Here is a 16,087-nt window from a genome sequence, read left to right as displayed (position 1 = left end):
CAAATGCCAGCAAGGCTGGATCGCTCGATGATCCCGCTGCACATGATGTCCTGCTGGAGGCCCTCAACAGGGCATGGGTCGGTTGAGTTTTTCGTCTGGAGCCCGCGCATGAACAGATCCGCACATCGCCGCCCTCGGGCCATTGCCATCGCCCGCACTGACAACGAGAGCCGTCATCTGGCCTTTCGCCTGAGCCTCATCGCAGCCGGTGCCCTCGCGGCCCTGATCGCCCTCTTTCACTGATCTGCAGCGCTTCGCCTTCATCAAGCGGATGAGCGCGCTGAAAAACCGTGACGGGCGCGATGCCTCGGCCATGTCAGTATAAAATTTCTCTTCCTGCAGAATGGCTTCGCGCCGTGTGCGAGGCTGCTGGTTTTCGATGATGACCCGTGCTGCAAAAATCGCATGCATGTCGCTCTCCTTCTAAGTGCGGAGGGCCATGATGCACGCCGTTTTTTGATTTATCTGCGCAAGAAAATGCGCTACGTTTTTCACCTATGAAAAACGTTACCTGGGATTCCTATCAGCTTTTCCTCGATGTGTCACGCAGCGGCGGCCTGACGAGTGCGGCGGCGCTGACGGGCTTGAGCCCCGCGACGGTGGGACGGCGCATGATCGAACTGGAGGAGCGCATCGGCAAGGCGCTGTTCCAGCGCAGCCAGACGGGATATGCCCTGACGGCGGATGGCCGCGCGCTGTTCGACCGGCTTCAGGCGATGGAGAATGCGGCGAGGGACATCGAAGGATGGCAGAAGGCGTCGTCGGCCTCATCCGTCGTGCGCATTGCCGTCGGCACTTGGAATGCCTGGCTGCTGACCGGGAACTTCTCCGCCATCTGCACTGACCGCGATGATTTCCGCATCGATCTTTTCATCGCCGAACAGCGGGCGTCTCTGGCCTATCGTGAAAACGACATCGGCATCCGCGCTTTCGAGCCGCAGGAAAAGAACCTCGCCGCCATCAGGACGGGGGAGGTGGCCTATGCGCCCTACAGGCTGCGCAACGCCGCCACTACCGTCGCCGACCGCTGGCTGGCGGTGGCGGAGGAAAACGCCATTTCAACCTATCTGCGCTGGCCGCATGAAAATCGTAACAACGAGATCGTGGTAACGGTGAACCGGCCGGTGGCGCTTCTCGATCTGGTGCTGGCCGGGGCGGGGGTCGCCGTGCTTCCCTGTTTTGTGGGCGATGCGGATGCGCGGCTCGCTCGGGAAGGCGAAGAGCTGGAGAGCCTTCGCCACAACCAATGGATCGTCATGAACAATGACGATCGCCACCGCCGCGATATCAGGACGGTGGCGGACCGGATGACCCGTCTGATCAAGGGACATTCCGATTTATATGCCGGGCGCAAGAGCCGCCCCGCATAGGTGATATTACCTTAGATTGTGTGCTTTGTTTTTAATAATTTTTAGTTGCGTATCTGTCAGAATAGCCATAGGTTGCTTTTGTAGATTTAACTCCTTTAGGTTGAGGCCGCCATGATAATTTCAGCATCATATGTAAATGCGATGTCCGCAGCAGGAACACCGGAAGAAGCAGCAAAGCTCTTTTATGCAGCAGTCAGCAAGGGTCTCGCGGCAGTCGTTGCCGATGCTCTTTCGCAATCTGTCACGGCAATTGCGCCGGCAGCCGCAGGCACCAAGATCGCAGGCTGGGAAAAGCTCGTGGGTGGGGTGGCGATGCATCTGGCGTGGGAATCGCCGGCCGTTCTGAACCCGATTCCTCTGACGCAGCTTGCCTGCTTCGCTCCCTATGCGCCTCAACTCCAGGGTAACGTCGAGGCGATGGGCGTTAATGTAAGCATCGGCGTTTCCGTATCGGCGAGCTTCTGAGACCGCCACTCCGGATTTTTGCATTGAAGACCGGAGCATCGTCATGATGTTCCGGTCTTTTGTTTCAGGCGGCGTCACGCCCCTGCGCGACGATGACGGGGATCAGGAGGTCGCCCCAGTTGCCGCCGCCGCCATGGTGGCGGGCCGAGCGGACCAGCTCGACGGAAACACCGGCCTCGACGGCTTTCATGACGGCCTGGTTGAGGCGGTGCAGATCATTGGCCAGCATGCGGATGGCGGCCTGTTGATCCTGCGTCATGGCGGAGGATTGTTCCTCGGCGCGTTCCTTGACGTGGGTCTTGATGGGGTTATGGGCATTCATGGCATTTCTCCTCTCTTTATTGGTCGGGGTTCTTGATCCGGTTTGCAAGCCCTTCCCGATATCGGAAAGGGCCGTTTTGCCTGTTTATTCAGCCGCCGGGCGGAACTGGTCGTGCTCGGTGGATTCCTTCATGGCGGTGGTCGAAGACGTGCCGCCGGAGATCGCCAGCGACACGGCGTCGAAATAGCCGGTGCCGACTTCGCGCTGGTGCTTGGTGGCGGTGTAGCCATTGGCCTCGGCTGCGAATTCCGCTTCCTGAAGCTCGGAATAGGCTGCCATCTGCCGGTCCTTGTAACCGCGCGCCAGTTCGAACATGCCGAAATTCAGCTGGTGGAAACCGGCAAGGGTGATGAACTGGAACTTGTAGCCCATCGCGCCGAGTTCCCGCTGGAACTTGGCAATCGTCGCGTCGTCGAGGTTCTTTTTCCAGTTGAACGACGGTGAGCAGTTGTAAGCGAGCTTCTTGCCCGGATGCGCCTTGTGCACGCCTTCCGCAAACCTGCGCGCCTGTTCGAGATCCGGCTTTGATGTCTCGCACCAGATCAGGTCGCAATAGGGCGCATAGGCAACGGCGCGGGCGATGCAGGGCTCAAGACCGTTCTTGACCTGATAGAAGCCCTCAACGGTGCGGCCGGCATCATAATCCACGAAGGGACGGTCGCGCTCATCGATGTCGGAGGTCAGAAGCTTGGCGGCCTCCGCATCCGTGCGGGCGATAACCAGCGTCGGTACACCCATGACATCAGCCGCAAGCCGCGCGGCCGTCAGGTTGCGGATATGCGCCGCCGTCGGGATCAGAACCTTGCCGCCGAGATGACCGCATTTCTTTTCCGATGCCAGCTGGTCCTCATAATGAACGCCCGCCGCACCCGCTTCGATAAAGGCCTTCATGATCTCGAAGGCGTTGAGCGGGCCGCCGAAACCGGCCTCCGCATCGGCAACGATCGGCGCAAACCAGGTGTCGACCGAAAGACCCTTGCCCTCCGCCGTCTCGATCTGGTCGGCGCGCTGCAGGGTGCGGTTGATGCGCTTGGCAAGCTCCGGCGCGGCATTGGCGGGATAAAGCGACTGGTCCGGATACATGGCCGATGCCGTATTGGCATCCGCCGCAACCTGCCAGCCGGACAGATAGATCGCCTTCAGCCCGGCACGAACCATCTGCATGGCCTGGTTGCCCGAGAGCGCGCCGAGCGCATTGACGAAATTCTCCTCGTTGATCAGCTTCCACAGCCGGTTCGCGCCCATTTCGGCCAGCGAATGGCGGATTTCGACGGAGCCGCGCAGCCGCTCCACGTCGGCGGCGGTGTAGGTGCGCTCGATGCCGTCGAAACGCCCCTGCGGTGCGCCCGGAACAAGCTTGTAAAAATCCGTCATACTTCTCTCTCCCATGATAAATGCAGTTTCCGTAACGGGCCGTCTTCAACATCATATGGCGCCGTTTGATGTGACTACATTTACATTTTTCGAGATTTGAGCGCCAGAACAAACATAAAAACAGTGACTTGAAAGAGGTTATCCTGTAGGATGCGTGACAGGATGGAGCTGTAAAATTGTAAATTTTGTAAAAACCTTTGAGCCGATGAGTTTGTAACAGACTTGTATGAGTTGACGGGGATGGAGGAACGGCACTGTGTCGGAAAACAAGATTTTTGCTGGCCCGCGCGTGCGCCGCATTCGCAACGGTCTCGCGTTGACGCAGACGGCCATGGCCGAGGCGCTGGCGATCTCGCCGTCCTATCTCAATCTCATCGAGCGCAACCAGCGGCCGCTGACCGTGCAGCTGCTGCTGAAACTCGCCTCCGTCTACAAGGTCGATCTGGATGACCTGCAGGGCGAAAGCGCCGGTTCCGCCGGGCAGCTGCGCGAGGTCTTCGCCGATCCGCTGCTTTCGGGTGAGGTGCCGTCGCCGCAGGAGCTGATCGAGGTCGCCGATGCCGCGCCCAATGCGGCAAGTGGGGTGCTCAAGCTTTACCGGGCCTATCGGGAGCAGGCGCAACGCCTTTCCGACCTTTCCGATCTTCTGGCGCGCGAGGGACATGAAACGGCGCTTTCCTCCACCCGCCTGCCGATTGACGAGGTGCGCCACGTCTTTGAAAATCGGCCGGCCTATTTTCACACCATCGATGCGGCGGCGGAAGAACTCCATAAACAATTGTCGTCGGGCGATGATCTTGCCTCCGGTCTGCGCGCATGGCTCCAGAAAAACCACGGCATCGTCGTCAGAACCCTGCCGGTCCATGCCATGCCCAATCTGCGGCGGCGTTATGATCGCCATTCCATGCGGCTGTTTTTATCCGAGCGCCTGTCGCAGCCGGATCAGCTGCGGGAAATGGCGATGGAGACCTGTCTTCTGGCGCTTCGCGAAGAGATCGGTGCGGAACTGGAGGCGCTTGGCCTGAAGGGCGAGGAAGCGCGGCGCATCGCCCGTTTCGAGCTGGCACGATATGCCGCTCACGCGCTGATGATGCCGTATGGCGCATTCCTGAGCGCCGCCCAGCGTGCCAAATATGACCTTGATGTCCTGCGTTCGCGTTTCAACGTCTCTTTCGAACAGGCGGCCAACCGCCTCGTCAGCCTGCAACGGCCGTCAGCCGCGGCGATCCCGTTTTTCCTGATGGAGATCGACAATGCCGGCAACCGTTTCCGCCTTGCCGGGGCCAGCGGTTTTCCAAGGGCGCGTTTTGGCGGCCTCTGTCCGCGGCTCAATATCCATGCCGCTTTCGCCCAGCCGGGACAGGTGCTGGTGGAGGCGGTGGAGATGCCGGATGGCGATGCTTTCCTTACGGTGTCGCGCACGCTGGAAGGTCCACAGGCGGGTTTCGGCGAAAGGGTGCGGCGAACGGCCGTGCTTCTCGGCTGCGATTTTGCCCAGGCCGGAGAGACCGTCTATGGCCCCGCCGCCTCGGGTGCTGCGCCCGTCGCCGTCGGCCCTTCGTGCCGGCTGTGCGAAAGGCAGGGCTGTCTGTCGCGGGCCGAAGCGCCGCTGACACGGCCTTTGGGGCTCGATGAAATGGTCACCGGCCTCAGTGTTTTCGACTTCCAGTAGGTCTTTCCATCCGCTTTTTTGTGGCCGGAACACATTTGGTTGAAAATGCTGTGCCGCACATTTCCCGCTTGCTCCCTTTTGTTTTCCTTTCTAGTCTCTCCAAAAAAAGGGGATCACGCTCCCACCGTGAGGATGCGTTAACAGGAGACATCATGAAAAACCGTTCTCTCCGCCTGACCTTGGCTCTCACCACCGCGCTCGTTGCAGCAGGCTCGGCAATGGCCCAGGAGAAGGTCGTCCACGTCTATAACTGGTCGGATTATATCGACGAATCAGTGCTCGCCGATTTCACCAAGGAAACCGGCATCAAGGTTGTCTATGACGTGTTCGACAGCAACGAGCTTGTGGAAACCAAGCTTCTGGCCGGCAGCTCCGGTTATGATGTCGTGGTGCCGACCGGTCCCTTCCTTGCCCGCCAGATCAATGCCGGCGTGTTCCAGAAACTCGACAAGTCCAAGTTGCCGAATCTGAAGAACATGTGGCCCGAGGTTTCCGAGCGTCTGGCGAAATACGACCCCGGCAACGAATATGCCGTGAACTACATGTGGGGCACCACCGGCATCGGCTATAACGTCGCCAAGGTGAAGGCCGCGCTCGGTGATGTTCCGATTGATAGCTGGGATATCATCTTCAAGCCGGAAAATGCCGAAAAGCTGAAATCCTGCGGCATCAATATTCTCGATGCGTCGGACGAAACCTTTGCCATTGCCATGAACTATATCGGCAAGAATCCGGACAGCAAGGAAACCGCGGATCTCGAGGCGGGCGGCGATGTCTACATGAAGATCCGCCCCTATGTGAAAACCTTCAATTCTTCCGCCTATATCGATGAACTGGCGAATGGCGACAGCTGCATCACCATCGGCTGGTCGGGCGATATCCTGCAGGCGAAGAGCCGCGCCGAGGAAGCCAAGAACGGCGTCGAGGTGAACTACGTCATCCCGAAGGAAGGCACCTATATGTGGTTCGACAACCTTGCCATCCCGGCGGATGCCAAGAATGTCGAGGAAGCGCACGCTTTCATCAACTATCTGATGCGGCCGGAAGTCATCGCCAAGGCGTCGAACTACGTTCAATACGCCAATGGCAACCTTGCTTCGCAGGCGCTGATGGATGAGTCCGTTGCCAAGAACCCGGCGGTCTATCCCGATGCCGAGACGATGAAGAAGCTCTTCACCATCTCGCCCTACGGACCGAAGGAACAGCGCGTGCTGAACCGCGTCTGGACGCAGATAAAGACCGGCAGCTGACACCTCCGCCCGCTGGTTGAGGAACGGCCGGCGGGCCTGTTCCTCTGATCCTTTGCCGGCAGGTCCCGTTACCTGCCGGTGTCGCCCGCCCCGAAGCATCGATCGAAAGACCAACGGGATTTGAGGGTAGGGTGAATGGCGAAAACTCTGGGGCCGGTCAAACGCAAATTCAGCCCGTGGGACAACCCCGATGCGGTTCCCTTCATCCGTTTTGAAAATGTCACCAAGCGTTTCGGCGATTTTGTCGCCGTCAACAATCTGACGCTTGATATTTACGAGCGCGAGTTCTTCTCGCTGCTCGGTCCCTCCGGTTGCGGCAAGACCACGCTGATGCGCATGCTGGCCGGTTTCGAGGAGCCGACCGAAGGGCGCATCCTGCTGCAGGGCAAGGATATTTCCGGCGTCCCGCCCTATAAGCGTCCCACCAACATGATGTTCCAGTCCTACGCGCTTTTCCCGCATATGTCGGTGGAAAAGAACATCGCCTTCGGTCTGGAGCAGGACGGCTTGCCGAAAGCGGAAATCGCTTCCCGCGTCGAGGAAATGCTGCGGCTCGTCAAGCTCACGGAATTCGCCAAACGCAAGCCCAGCCAGCTTTCCGGCGGCCAGCGGCAGCGCGTGGCGCTGGCCCGGTCGCTCGCCAAGCGGCCGAAGGTGCTTTTGCTGGACGAACCGCTCGGTGCGCTCGACAAGAAGCTGCGTGAGGAAACGCAGTTCGAGCTGATGGATATCCAGACCAATCTCGGCCTCACCTTCCTCATCGTCACGCACGATCAGGAAGAGGCGATGACGGTGTCGGACCGCATTGCCGTCATGGACAAGGGTATCGTCGTGCAGGTGGCGACACCCGCCGAGATATATGAAGCGCCGAACAGCCGCTACGTGGCTGACTTTATCGGCGACATCAATATTTTCGACGCGAAGGTCGTCGCCAATGCCTCCGATATCGGTAAGCCCGGCCTCGTGACGCTGGATTGCGACGGGCTGAAGGTGGCGGTGGAGCAGGAATGTGCTGCTGCGACCGGCAGTCAGGTCGCTTACGCCATCCGCCCGGAAAAAGTCCGCATCTCGCTCGACCAGCCCGCCGACAGCAGCGTCAATTCCGCCTATGGCGAGGTCTGGGATATCGGTTATCTCGGCGACTTCTCCGTCTTCATCGTCAAGCTTGCCGATGGCCGCGTCCTCCGCGCCGCGCAGGCGAATGTTTCGCGTCTCGTGGATCGTCCGATCACCTTCGGCGACATGGTGTGGCTGAACTGGAAGCCGGATTCCGGCCTCGTCCTGACGCGCTGAGGGAGGCTTTCATGGCGATCACCACTCCCGAGAACCGGCAAAGCCCCTGGCGCTGGCTGGTCGTCGCGGTTCCCTATTTCTGGCTGCTGCTGTTTTTCGCAGCGCCTTTTTTCATCATCTTCAAAATCTCGCTGTCGGATACGGCGATCTCCATGCCGCCCTATACGCCGGTCTTCGAAGGGTTTTCGAAGCTCGGCGAATTCTTTTCGCAGCTGGATTTCGAAAACTACCTGTTCCTGACGGAAGACCCGCTCTACATCGACGCCTATCTGTCGTCGCTGCGCATCGCCTTCATCTCCACCTTCCTGCTGCTGCTCATCGGTTATCCCATGGCGCTGGCCATGGCACGCGCGCCGTCTTCCGTGCGCCCGACACTGGTGATGCTGGTGATCCTGCCGTTCTGGACCTCGTTCCTGATCCGCGTTTACGCCTGGATCGGTATTCTGAAGCCGGAAGGCCTGCTGACGGTGCTGTTCCAGTCGATCGGCCTTCTGGGACCAGACCAGCAGGTCAATATCTTCCGCACCGAAACGGCGATCTTCATCGGCATCGTTTATTCCTATCTGCCCTTCATGGTGCTGCCGCTTTATTCGGCGCTGGAGAAACTCGACAATACGCTTCTGGAAGCGGCGGCCGATCTTGGCTGCCCGCCATGGAAGGCCTTCTGGAAGATCACCTTTCCGCTGTCGCTGCCGGGTGTGGTCGCCGGGTCGATGATCTGCTTCATCCCGATAACAGGCGAATTCGTCATTCCCGATCTGCTCGGCGGCGCGCAGACATTGATGATCGGCAAGACGCTGTGGACGGAATTCTTCGGCAACCGCGACTGGCCTTTGGCATCGGCCGTCGCCGTGCTGCTCCTGTTGTTGCTGGTGGTGCCCATCGCCATCTTCCAGAACCAGCAGAAGAAGGTGGGGTGAGGCCATGAAGCGCGGAAAATTCGACATCACCGTCCTCACCCTCGGTTTTGCCTTTCTTTACATCCCGATCATCATCCTGATCGTTTATTCCTTCAACGCCTCGAAGCTCGTTACCGTCTGGGGTGGCTTCTCGCTGCAATGGTACCGCTCCATGTGGTCGAACCAGGGGCTGATGGATGCCGCCTGGGTGACGCTGCGTGTCGGTATCTTAAGCGCCACCATCGGCACCATCCTCGGAACGCTGGCGGCGCTGTCGCTCACCCGCTTCGCGCGGTTTCCGGGCCGGGTGCTGTTTTCCGGCATGATTTACGCGCCGCTCGTCATGCCTGAAGTCATCACCGGCCTGTCGCTGCTGCTGCTGTTCGTGGCGGTCGGGGTGGATCGCGGTTTCTGGACGGTGGTCATCGCCCACACCACCTTCACCATGTGCTACGTGGCGATCGTCGTGCAGTCGCGTCTTTTGACTTTTGATCGCAGTCTTGAGGAGGCGGCGCTCGATCTCGGCTGCCCGCCGGTCAAGACCTTCTTCCGCATCACCCTGCCTTTGATCTTCCCGGCCGTCATTGCCGGCTGGATGCTGGCCTTCACGCTGTCGCTCGATGATCTGGTGATCGCCAGCTTCGCCACCGGCCCCGGCGCAACCACGCTGCCGATCAAGATCTATTCGCAGGTTCGTCTCGGCGTGACGCCGGAAATCAACGCCATCTGCACGATCCTGATCGGGCTTGTGACCATCGGTGTGATCGTCGCCTCCATCGCCTCCAAGCGTACCGAGTTGCAGCGGATGCGCGACGAACACGCAGCTGCCCGAAACTGATCCGAACGCCTGTTTTGATTTCTTCGCGTTACTGTTGAAATCACGATGAAATTAGAAACTTTTAATTTAGTTTCGGCGCTTTACGGTCTCAGAATAGGAATTTTCGTCGGTAATTGCTCGATTTTGGTTTTAACCGCTTGTTAATAGGAGTTGGCGGAAAGTAAATCCAACGCAGGGCTGTCAAATTTCTGACGGCCGGGATTGATAATTTCCATCTGGCGAGGTTGTCCCCCTTTCTCTCGTTGAAAAAAGCACAACTAATACAGGCGGCCGAAAGGCCGCCTTTCTTTTTGCCGTCAATCCGGCCGGGGTCAGCCGTTTTCAGGATGATCCATCGATTTCGAGACCAGAAGCACGGGAACAAGCCCGGCAATGATGATGATGATCGCCGGTACGGCGGCATCTTGCACCCTGGAGCGGGATGCGTCCTCATAAACCAGCGTGGCCAGCGTGTTGAAACCGAAAGGCCGGAGCAGGATGGTCGCCGGCAGTTCCTTCATGGATTCGATCAGGACCAGAAGAAAGGCGGTGAGCGCCGCCGGGCGCATGTTCGGCAACAGCACCTTGAACAGCGTCTGCAGCCGGTTGCGCCCGAGCGTTCGCGAGGCCATGTCGATATGCGGCGAAAGCTTCTGGAAACCGGCATCGAGCGTGCCTTCGGCCATGGTCATGAAACGCACGCTATGGGCATAGATGATGGCAAACGCGGTGCCGGAAAGCAGCAGCCCGCTGGAAAAGCCGAAATGGGAACGGATGAAACCGTCGACGCCATTATCGAGGCCCGCCAGCGGAATGAGCACGCCGATGGCAAGCACTGTTCCCGGCACGCCATATCCCATGGAGCCGAAGCGGGCGGCGGCCTTCGATATGCCCGAGCGCTCGGTGCGCATGGCATAGGAAAATACGAAAGCCGCAATCAGCGTCACGAAGGCGGCCGAAAGCGAGACTTCGAGGCTGTGTCCAAGCGCTTTCAGGAGCTTCGGGGCGAATAGAGCGTCGAGCCTTTTGGCGGCATAGCCGCCCAACACGATGACGGGAATGAGAAAACCGCTTGCCACGGGCAGGAAGCAGAACAGGCTCGCGCACCACCGTTGCCAGCCGGCCAGCGTCTTCAGCCGGTGGCGCTGCGCCATGCTGGTCGCCTTGGGTGCGCCGAAACGCTGTTTTTCACGCGCATTGCGTTCGATGAAGATCAGCGCGCCGACGATGATGAGGATAACAGCGGCGATCTGCGTCGCATTGGCGAGATTACCGCGATTGAGCCAGGTCTCATAGATGGTGAAGGTCAGCGTCTGCACGCCGAGATATTCCACCGCGCCGATATCGTTCAGCGTCTCCATCAGCACCAGTGACAGCCCGATGGCGATTGCGGGCCGCGCCATCGGCAATTGCACGGAGAAGAACACGTTCAGCGGTTTTGCGCCAAGCGTGCGGGCCGCTTCGGCCGCAAAACGGCCCTGCATGGAAAAGGCGGCGCGGGCCGACAGATAGACATAAGGGTAAAGCACCGAGCTCAGAACAATCACGGCGCCGCCAAGCGAGCGGATATCGGGGAACCAGTAGTCGCGGATGCTGTGATAACCGAAGGCCGCACGGAGGGCGCTCTGCACCGGACCGGTGAAATCGAGGAATTCACCGAAGGCATAGGCGGCCAGATAGGAGGGAATGGCGAGCGGCAGCACGAGGGCAGCCGAAAATATCCGCCGCAATGGAAATTCGAATGTGGTGACGAGCCAGGCGCAGGCGATGCCGAAAAAGGCCGTCGTCGCCGCCGTCATCGCCAGCAGCAGGAAGGTACGAAACCCGGCACGCGGCAGGACGTTGGCGAGAAGATGCTGCCAACCCTCCGTGCTGCCGGTCAGCGCCAGCCAGAAGATCGCCAGAATGGGCATGGCGGCAATGACCGCGACGATCACCGCCGTGATCGGCAGCACCGAAACGCGTTTTGTCACTGGAAGGGAAACCGTCATGGGTATGCGGGCCTGCTGTCTTGCGAAAGCCTCAACCCGCTACGCATACCCTGGCGCCGTGTATGACCCGACGAATTCCTGTATTGTCGCATCCGTATTCCCTCATTCCTGTGCCTGTCACAGGAACCCAGCCGGCGCGGCTTTCGCGTGGCGAGAAGAGTCTTTTCAGCCCAAGGACTTGGGCTGGCTCGATTCCTGTGACAAGCACAGGAGTGAGGGAGAGACGGCAGCTTTGAAAAAGCACCGCTTCCTACCGTCCCATTGCTACGCCCGCATGGCCTCAGTTGGCAAGAACCCGCTGCGACGGAAAGGTGATTTCCACCAGCGTGCCTTCATTCGGCGTCGAGGTGATGGAGAAGTTTGCCCGGTTGGCGTCCACCATCGCCTTTGTCAGCGGCAGGCCAAGGCCGGTGCCGTCGCCGCGCACGCGCTTGCTGGATGAGGCCACCTGCCGGAACGGCTTCATGGCCTGTTCCAGCTCTGTCCGCGTCATGCCGATGCCGGTGTCACGGATGCGCAGCGATACGCTGCCATTTGCTTCATAGGCCGTGGAAACCACGATCTGGCCGCCGGAGGGCGTGAAGCGGATGGCGTTGGACAGGATGTTCAGCACGATCTGCTTGATCGAGCGCAGATCGGCGACGATCTGAGGGACCGATTGCGCAAGTGCGGTGCGGATGATGACACGCTGGTTGTTGGCCTGCGGCTGCACCAGCGAGACCGCCTCGGCCACCGTTTCGTTGAGCGGCACGGCGATGAAATCCACATCCATCTGCCCGGCCTCGATCTTGGATATATCGAGCAGATCGTTGACGATATCGAGCACGTGCCGGCCCGAACGGCCGATATCATTGGCATATTCCACATAACGCGGGTGGCCGATCGGCCCGAAACGTTCGGTTGCCATCATGTCGGCAAAGCCGATGATGGCGTTGAGCGGCGTGCGAATTTCATGGCTGACGCGCGCCAGAAAGTCGGTCTTGTGGGCATTGGCGGTTTCCGCCGCGCGCTTGGCGTTGCGCAGTTCCTCTTCCGTGCGCTTCCACTGGGTGATGTCGCGGATGACGGCGCAATAGCCATGCGAGGATTTGAGTCGCCCGATGGTCATGAACAGCGGCAGGAAGCCGCCGGAAGCCTCGCGGCCGATTACTTCGCGGCCGTCATTCAGCACGCTGGCGACACCGTTATTGGCGAGGCCGGAAAGATAATCCAGCACCGCCCGCTGGCTTTCATGGGCAAAGAGCGTCACGAAGGGCTTGCCGGCAATTTCGCCATTGTCATAGTTGAACAGTGCGCTGGCGGAACGGTTGAGCGAGCGGATTTCACCCTCGTCGCCCAGAAGCACCACGCCATCGGTCGCGGTTTCCAGAATGGAATGCAGTTCCTCCACTTCGCCCTGCAACAGGGAGAGGCTGCCTGCCTCGGTATCTGGCATTCCGGCGGCAACGGTGTTTTCGTTGGCGGCCGCAACCGGCGCCTGCTTTTCTTCCAGCGGAACCAGCGACAGCATCAGCGCCTTGGCTTCTTCCCAGCGGATGGACTGCAGCCGCGCCTTGACCGGAATGATGTCGTTTTCGGCACTGACCACCACCATGCCGCCCTCATTGTCTGGCATGTCGTGCAGTTCTTGCCGCTGCAGCAGCGCTTCCAGCCCGCCGACCTCTTCAAGCTCCGCAAGAGAGCTGTAGCCCGTCAGCCGCAGGAAATCCGGATTGGCGTGGATCAGCTTGTCGCCCGCATGGACAAGAAGCGCCACCGGCATCTGGTCCAGCGTTTCCGCGGTCAGCGCATTGGCGGCGCGAAGCGGCGGGCTGACCATTGCGGCGGCAATATCGGCCGCCGGCTGCCCATCCGTGGCATCGTCCTTCCTGTCTTCGGTCTCGGCCTCGTGGGTCGTCGCAGACGGCGCAACCGGCTGCTCGCCGCGAACATAATCGGCGAAGAGATCGTCTTCACCAGTCGCCTCGGCAGCTTCTTCGATGCCCTGCGGCAGATCCGCGTGCGTTTCTGATGGAATGTCTTCGCCGTTTTCCTGCGTCACCGGCTCGGCTGAAGCGACTTCTTCGTCCGTTTTCCGGTTTTCGTCCACAATGGCATCCATGGGCGCAAGCGTCCGGCCGATTTCCCGGAAGGCGGCCTGTTCACCCGCAGTCAGACCTTCGCGCGAACGCCAGCGGCGGTCTTCCAGATGAACGACCTTGTCGGAATAGGGCGGCTCAGGCGCCGGTGTGGTTGCCGGGGCGGGTACTTCGAATTCAGGCGGGCTGTAATCATGGTGCTGTTCCGCCGTTGAAATTCCGCCTGTCACCTCGTCGGCCTCCGCCGCCGGAGCTTCATCGTCACCGGCAGAATCAACACCATCCGCCGCGTCATCATCCTCATCGATAAAAGCCAGTAATTCGTGGCTTTCTTCCGTGGCGGCCTGTTGCGGTGAAGCTGCGCTGGGGGCAACCTCTTCCGTATCCAGGAAGGTCAGCCCGGTCGCGTGCGGATCTTCGGCGGCATCGGCCAGCCGCACGATGCCGAAACCACGGAAACCGTCGAATTCGCGCGAGCGCGTATAGGTTGGCAGCGCGGCAAGATCGATCGGCACCATCAGGGAAGTGCCTTCCACGGGCCAATAGATAGTCTTGCCCGACCATGTGTCGCGACGGCTGAGCAGTTCGCGGATCTTGCCATCCGGATCAAGATTAAAAAGTGCGGCCACATCGGCAAAGCCCATGCCTTCGACAGCCGCAGCCTTTGCGCCGACGGCCTCCGCAAATTCATGGGAGATCGAGCTGAAGCGCCCCTCCGCATCGATTTTCCAGACGAAACGGGATGCGCGGGCGGCGGGATTGAAGGTGAAGGAGCGGTTCTCTTCCTCAGGTCCCGCCTCTGCGGGCGGGGCGTCTCTGGCCACTGCCTCGGCGTGCACCTCTGCCGTTGCAGCGACGTCCGGCTCTTCCGGGACGCTTTCCGCGCCCGCAACCGGTTCGGCATAGTGTTCAACACCGGTGCTCTCGACGGGAGAAACTTTCGCCTCATCCGCATCGAGTTCAAAGAGATCGGCAATATCGTCGGTCATTGCCGCATTTGCGGCAACGTCCGCCACGGGGATGTCAAGCGGGGCCGCGGCCTGTTCCTCTTCTGGCGAAGGCGCAATGGCAGCCTCCTCCGGTTCCGTCACCGCCCCGTCTTCGGAATCGGCGGGCAATTCCTGCACGTCTTCCACATCCTCGATGCCGGCAACGGCATCGAGCACGGAAGCGAAGGACGCATCCGCTGCGGGCGAAGGCGTCGTTTCCGCAACTGGCAGAACCGGATCGGCGACGGCGGGAGATTCCTGTTGCCTGTCTTCGGCAAAGCCGTTGACGGGATCGAGCGTGCCGAGTGCGGTCTCGACCACGAACATCAGGTTGAGTTCGGGCGATGTCGTGATCTGGCCGGTGGCTGCCGGCAGATAACCCTTGCCCGTCGGCACGGGGCGCTTGACGAGATGGCCGGACTGGCCGGCGGCCATGCCCACCAGCGTTCTCGCCGTATGCGGGGTAATGCCGAGCGATGCGAATCGCGGCGATGCGGCGATGATCTCGTTGGCGCCGTTCAGAACGGCCATGTGAATGTCAGGGTCGTCAAAACCCTCGATCATGCGCCGGGCGCACTCCGCCGTGTCGGGCGCGGTCTGATCGGTGAGGGCGGAGAAGAGTATTGCGGGTTGGCCCGGTTCCGCCTCGATGATTTCCGCGCGGGCTGTCACGGCAAGGCTGCGGAAACCGGCATTGATGCGAATGGTGAAGGGCAGGCTGTCGCCCGCCTTGGAAAGCCGCGCCGCCGTCGCCGCCAGCTGCCGGAAGGTCACATCCTGCCGCCGGGGACCCTGTTCCAGAAAATCATAGACCATCGGCGTGCCAAACAGCGCCGCACCCCGGCCATTGGCCCACAGGGCGCTCTGGAGATCGAGCGAGAACAGAGCCATCGCCTCGCCGCGACCAAAACCTTCACGCACCCGTTCATGCACTGCGATATCGATAAAGGGATACTGGACGGCGGGCATGTCGAAACCTATTCTGGCACTACCGGACCTTGCGGGCTTTACAGCCTCCTCATGAGGCTGAAACGTAAACCCGCCGAGGCACCACGTTAACAGAATTTTAAATAACTTCACAGGGCGACGGGGTCCACCGCCGCCGGAATGAATCGCCAAACAGAGTTAACATGAACAGGCCCGTCGCCACCCTTCCCGGACCGGAGGTGAGACACTCGCCGATGCCGGCCGCTGGTCGCGACGAATGAAAAGCGCTTGCCTTTCGGTGCCTTTTTTCGCAAAATTCACCGAAGCACTTGCAAATGGCGAAAACACCTTTTATGTCACCCCCCGTGACGCCGCTTCGGCGTTTCATGTGCGGTTGTAGCTCAGTTGGTTAGAGCGCAGGTTTGTGGCACCTGAGGTCGGTGGTTCGACCCCACTCAACCGTACCATTCCCTTCTCCCGATAAGTTCAAATGCTACAAGGACTTACCGGGAGAGGGGAGTAACTTCCCCTCCTTGGCCATGGCTCCCGTTTCAGAAATCCCGCGAAAATGATTGCGGTGATCGTGCTGGTCCGTGCCGTTGCGTTGCGCAGCCTGTAGAGCCCCGCCGTTTTTCACGCA

At 60.1% G+C, this 16,087-nt stretch carries 12 protein-coding genes and 1 tRNA gene; 8 read left to right on the top strand and 5 right to left on the bottom strand.

Translation table 11 applies throughout. The features are described 5' to 3' along the window. Window positions 1-63 precede the first annotated feature (63 nt). Window positions 64-411, bottom strand: coding sequence for a hypothetical protein (locus JZX88_RS01495; RefSeq protein ID WP_174030581.1), 348 nt, complete (start codon window positions 409-411; stop codon window positions 64-66). Between the two features lie 86 nt (window positions 412-497). On the opposite strand from JZX88_RS01495, the gene JZX88_RS01490 reads away from it, so the two are divergent. Together JZX88_RS01490 and JZX88_RS01485 are read left to right on the top strand one after the other, a co-directional pair. After that, on the top strand, window positions 498-1,370 hold the full coding sequence (locus tag JZX88_RS01490) for a LysR family transcriptional regulator (protein ID WP_206912331.1): 873 nt from the start codon (window positions 498-500) through the stop codon (window positions 1,368-1,370). A 141-nt stretch (window positions 1,371-1,511) separates the two neighbouring features. Further along, window positions 1,512-1,835 (top strand): hypothetical protein, encoded by a 324-nt coding sequence (locus JZX88_RS01485; RefSeq protein ID WP_080852665.1) that lies wholly within the window; start codon window positions 1,512-1,514, stop codon window positions 1,833-1,835. A gap of 64 nt (window positions 1,836-1,899) precedes the next feature. Here the strand turns inward: JZX88_RS01485 and JZX88_RS01480 are convergent, their stop codons facing one another. Next, a complete protein-coding gene (locus JZX88_RS01480; RefSeq protein WP_004432604.1) occupies window positions 1,900-2,157 on the bottom strand; it encodes a hypothetical protein in 258 nt (85 codons plus the stop codon). A gap of 84 nt (window positions 2,158-2,241) precedes the next feature. Then, a complete protein-coding gene (aceA, locus tag JZX88_RS01475) occupies window positions 2,242-3,531 on the bottom strand; it encodes an isocitrate lyase (RefSeq protein WP_110755456.1) in 1,290 nt (429 codons plus the stop codon). A gap of 256 nt (window positions 3,532-3,787) precedes the next feature. On the opposite strand from aceA, the gene JZX88_RS01470 reads away from it, so the two are divergent. From JZX88_RS01470 to JZX88_RS01450, 5 genes are all read left to right on the top strand, one after another. Continuing rightward, a complete protein-coding gene (locus JZX88_RS01470; RefSeq protein WP_206912329.1) occupies window positions 3,788-5,203 on the top strand; it encodes a short-chain fatty acyl-CoA regulator family protein in 1,416 nt (471 codons plus the stop codon). A 152-nt stretch (window positions 5,204-5,355) separates the two neighbouring features. After that, complete coding sequence (locus JZX88_RS01465) at window positions 5,356-6,453, top strand: polyamine ABC transporter substrate-binding protein (RefSeq protein ID WP_065114888.1); 1,098 nt, start codon at window positions 5,356-5,358, stop codon at window positions 6,451-6,453. Window positions 6,454-6,588: 135 nt separating this feature from the next. After that, the gene (locus JZX88_RS01460) at window positions 6,589-7,746 is read left to right on the top strand and encodes an ABC transporter ATP-binding protein (protein WP_206912328.1); all 1,158 of its coding nucleotides are present in this window, start codon (window positions 6,589-6,591) and stop codon (window positions 7,744-7,746) included. 11 nt (window positions 7,747-7,757) lie between these two features. Further along, window positions 7,758-8,666 carry an ABC transporter permease subunit gene (locus JZX88_RS01455; protein ID WP_065114890.1) on the top strand — a complete coding sequence of 303 codons (909 nt, stop codon included), beginning with the start codon at window positions 7,758-7,760 and terminating at the stop codon, window positions 8,664-8,666. 4 nt (window positions 8,667-8,670) lie between these two features. After that, entirely contained in the window at window positions 8,671-9,483 is an 813-nt protein-coding gene (locus tag JZX88_RS01450; RefSeq protein ID WP_004432617.1) for an ABC transporter permease, read from the top strand. A 311-nt stretch (window positions 9,484-9,794) separates the two neighbouring features. Here the strand turns inward: JZX88_RS01450 and JZX88_RS01445 are convergent, their stop codons facing one another. Further along, window positions 9,795-11,453: an iron ABC transporter permease gene (locus tag JZX88_RS01445; RefSeq protein ID WP_065114891.1), complete on the bottom strand. Its 1,659-nt coding sequence runs from the start codon at window positions 11,451-11,453 to the stop codon at window positions 9,795-9,797. A gap of 280 nt (window positions 11,454-11,733) precedes the next feature. Next, on the bottom strand, window positions 11,734-15,489 hold the full coding sequence (locus JZX88_RS01440; protein WP_206912327.1) for an ATP-binding protein: 3,756 nt from the start codon (window positions 15,487-15,489) through the stop codon (window positions 11,734-11,736). Window positions 15,490-15,837: 348 nt separating this feature from the next. On the opposite strand from JZX88_RS01440, the gene JZX88_RS01435 reads away from it, so the two are divergent. Beyond that, window positions 15,838-15,914: transfer RNA gene (locus tag JZX88_RS01435), tRNA-His, on the top strand. Window positions 15,915-16,087: the final 173 nt, after the last annotated feature.

Origin of the sequence: Agrobacterium sp. OT33, from assembly GCF_017313365.1 — a bacterium.
Lineage (GTDB): Bacteria > Pseudomonadota > Alphaproteobacteria > Rhizobiales > Rhizobiaceae > Agrobacterium > Agrobacterium rhizogenes_A.
The sequence above is the reverse complement of the archived record's forward strand: the minus strand, read 5'-3'. Positions and strand labels throughout refer to the sequence as shown.

Excerpts from the sequence above, each read along its gene's own strand:
- JZX88_RS01480 (WP_004432604.1), bottom strand. The coding sequence starts at position 2,157 with ATGAATGCCCATAACCCCATCAAGACCCACGTCAAGGAACGCGCCGAG.
- JZX88_RS01450 (WP_004432617.1), top strand. The coding sequence starts at position 8,671 with ATGAAGCGCGGAAAATTCGACATCACCGTCCTCACCCTCGGTTTTGCC.
- JZX88_RS01485 (WP_080852665.1), top strand. The coding sequence starts at position 1,512 with ATGTCCGCAGCAGGAACACCGGAAGAAGCAGCAAAGCTCTTTTATGCA.
- aceA (WP_110755456.1), bottom strand. The coding sequence starts at position 3,531 with ATGACGGATTTTTACAAGCTTGTTCCGGGCGCACCGCAGGGGCGTTTC.
- JZX88_RS01495 (WP_174030581.1), bottom strand. The coding sequence starts at position 411 with ATGCATGCGATTTTTGCAGCACGGGTCATCATCGAAAACCAGCAGCCT.
- JZX88_RS01445 (WP_065114891.1), bottom strand. The coding sequence starts at position 11,453 with ATGACGGTTTCCCTTCCAGTGACAAAACGCGTTTCGGTGCTGCCGATC.
- JZX88_RS01460 (WP_206912328.1), top strand. The coding sequence starts at position 6,589 with ATGGCGAAAACTCTGGGGCCGGTCAAACGCAAATTCAGCCCGTGGGAC.
- JZX88_RS01490 (WP_206912331.1), top strand. The coding sequence starts at position 498 with ATGAAAAACGTTACCTGGGATTCCTATCAGCTTTTCCTCGATGTGTCA.
- JZX88_RS01465 (WP_065114888.1), top strand. The coding sequence starts at position 5,356 with ATGAAAAACCGTTCTCTCCGCCTGACCTTGGCTCTCACCACCGCGCTC.
- JZX88_RS01455 (WP_065114890.1), top strand. The coding sequence starts at position 7,758 with ATGGCGATCACCACTCCCGAGAACCGGCAAAGCCCCTGGCGCTGGCTG.
- JZX88_RS01440 (WP_206912327.1), bottom strand. The coding sequence starts at position 15,489 with ATGCCCGCCGTCCAGTATCCCTTTATCGATATCGCAGTGCATGAACGG.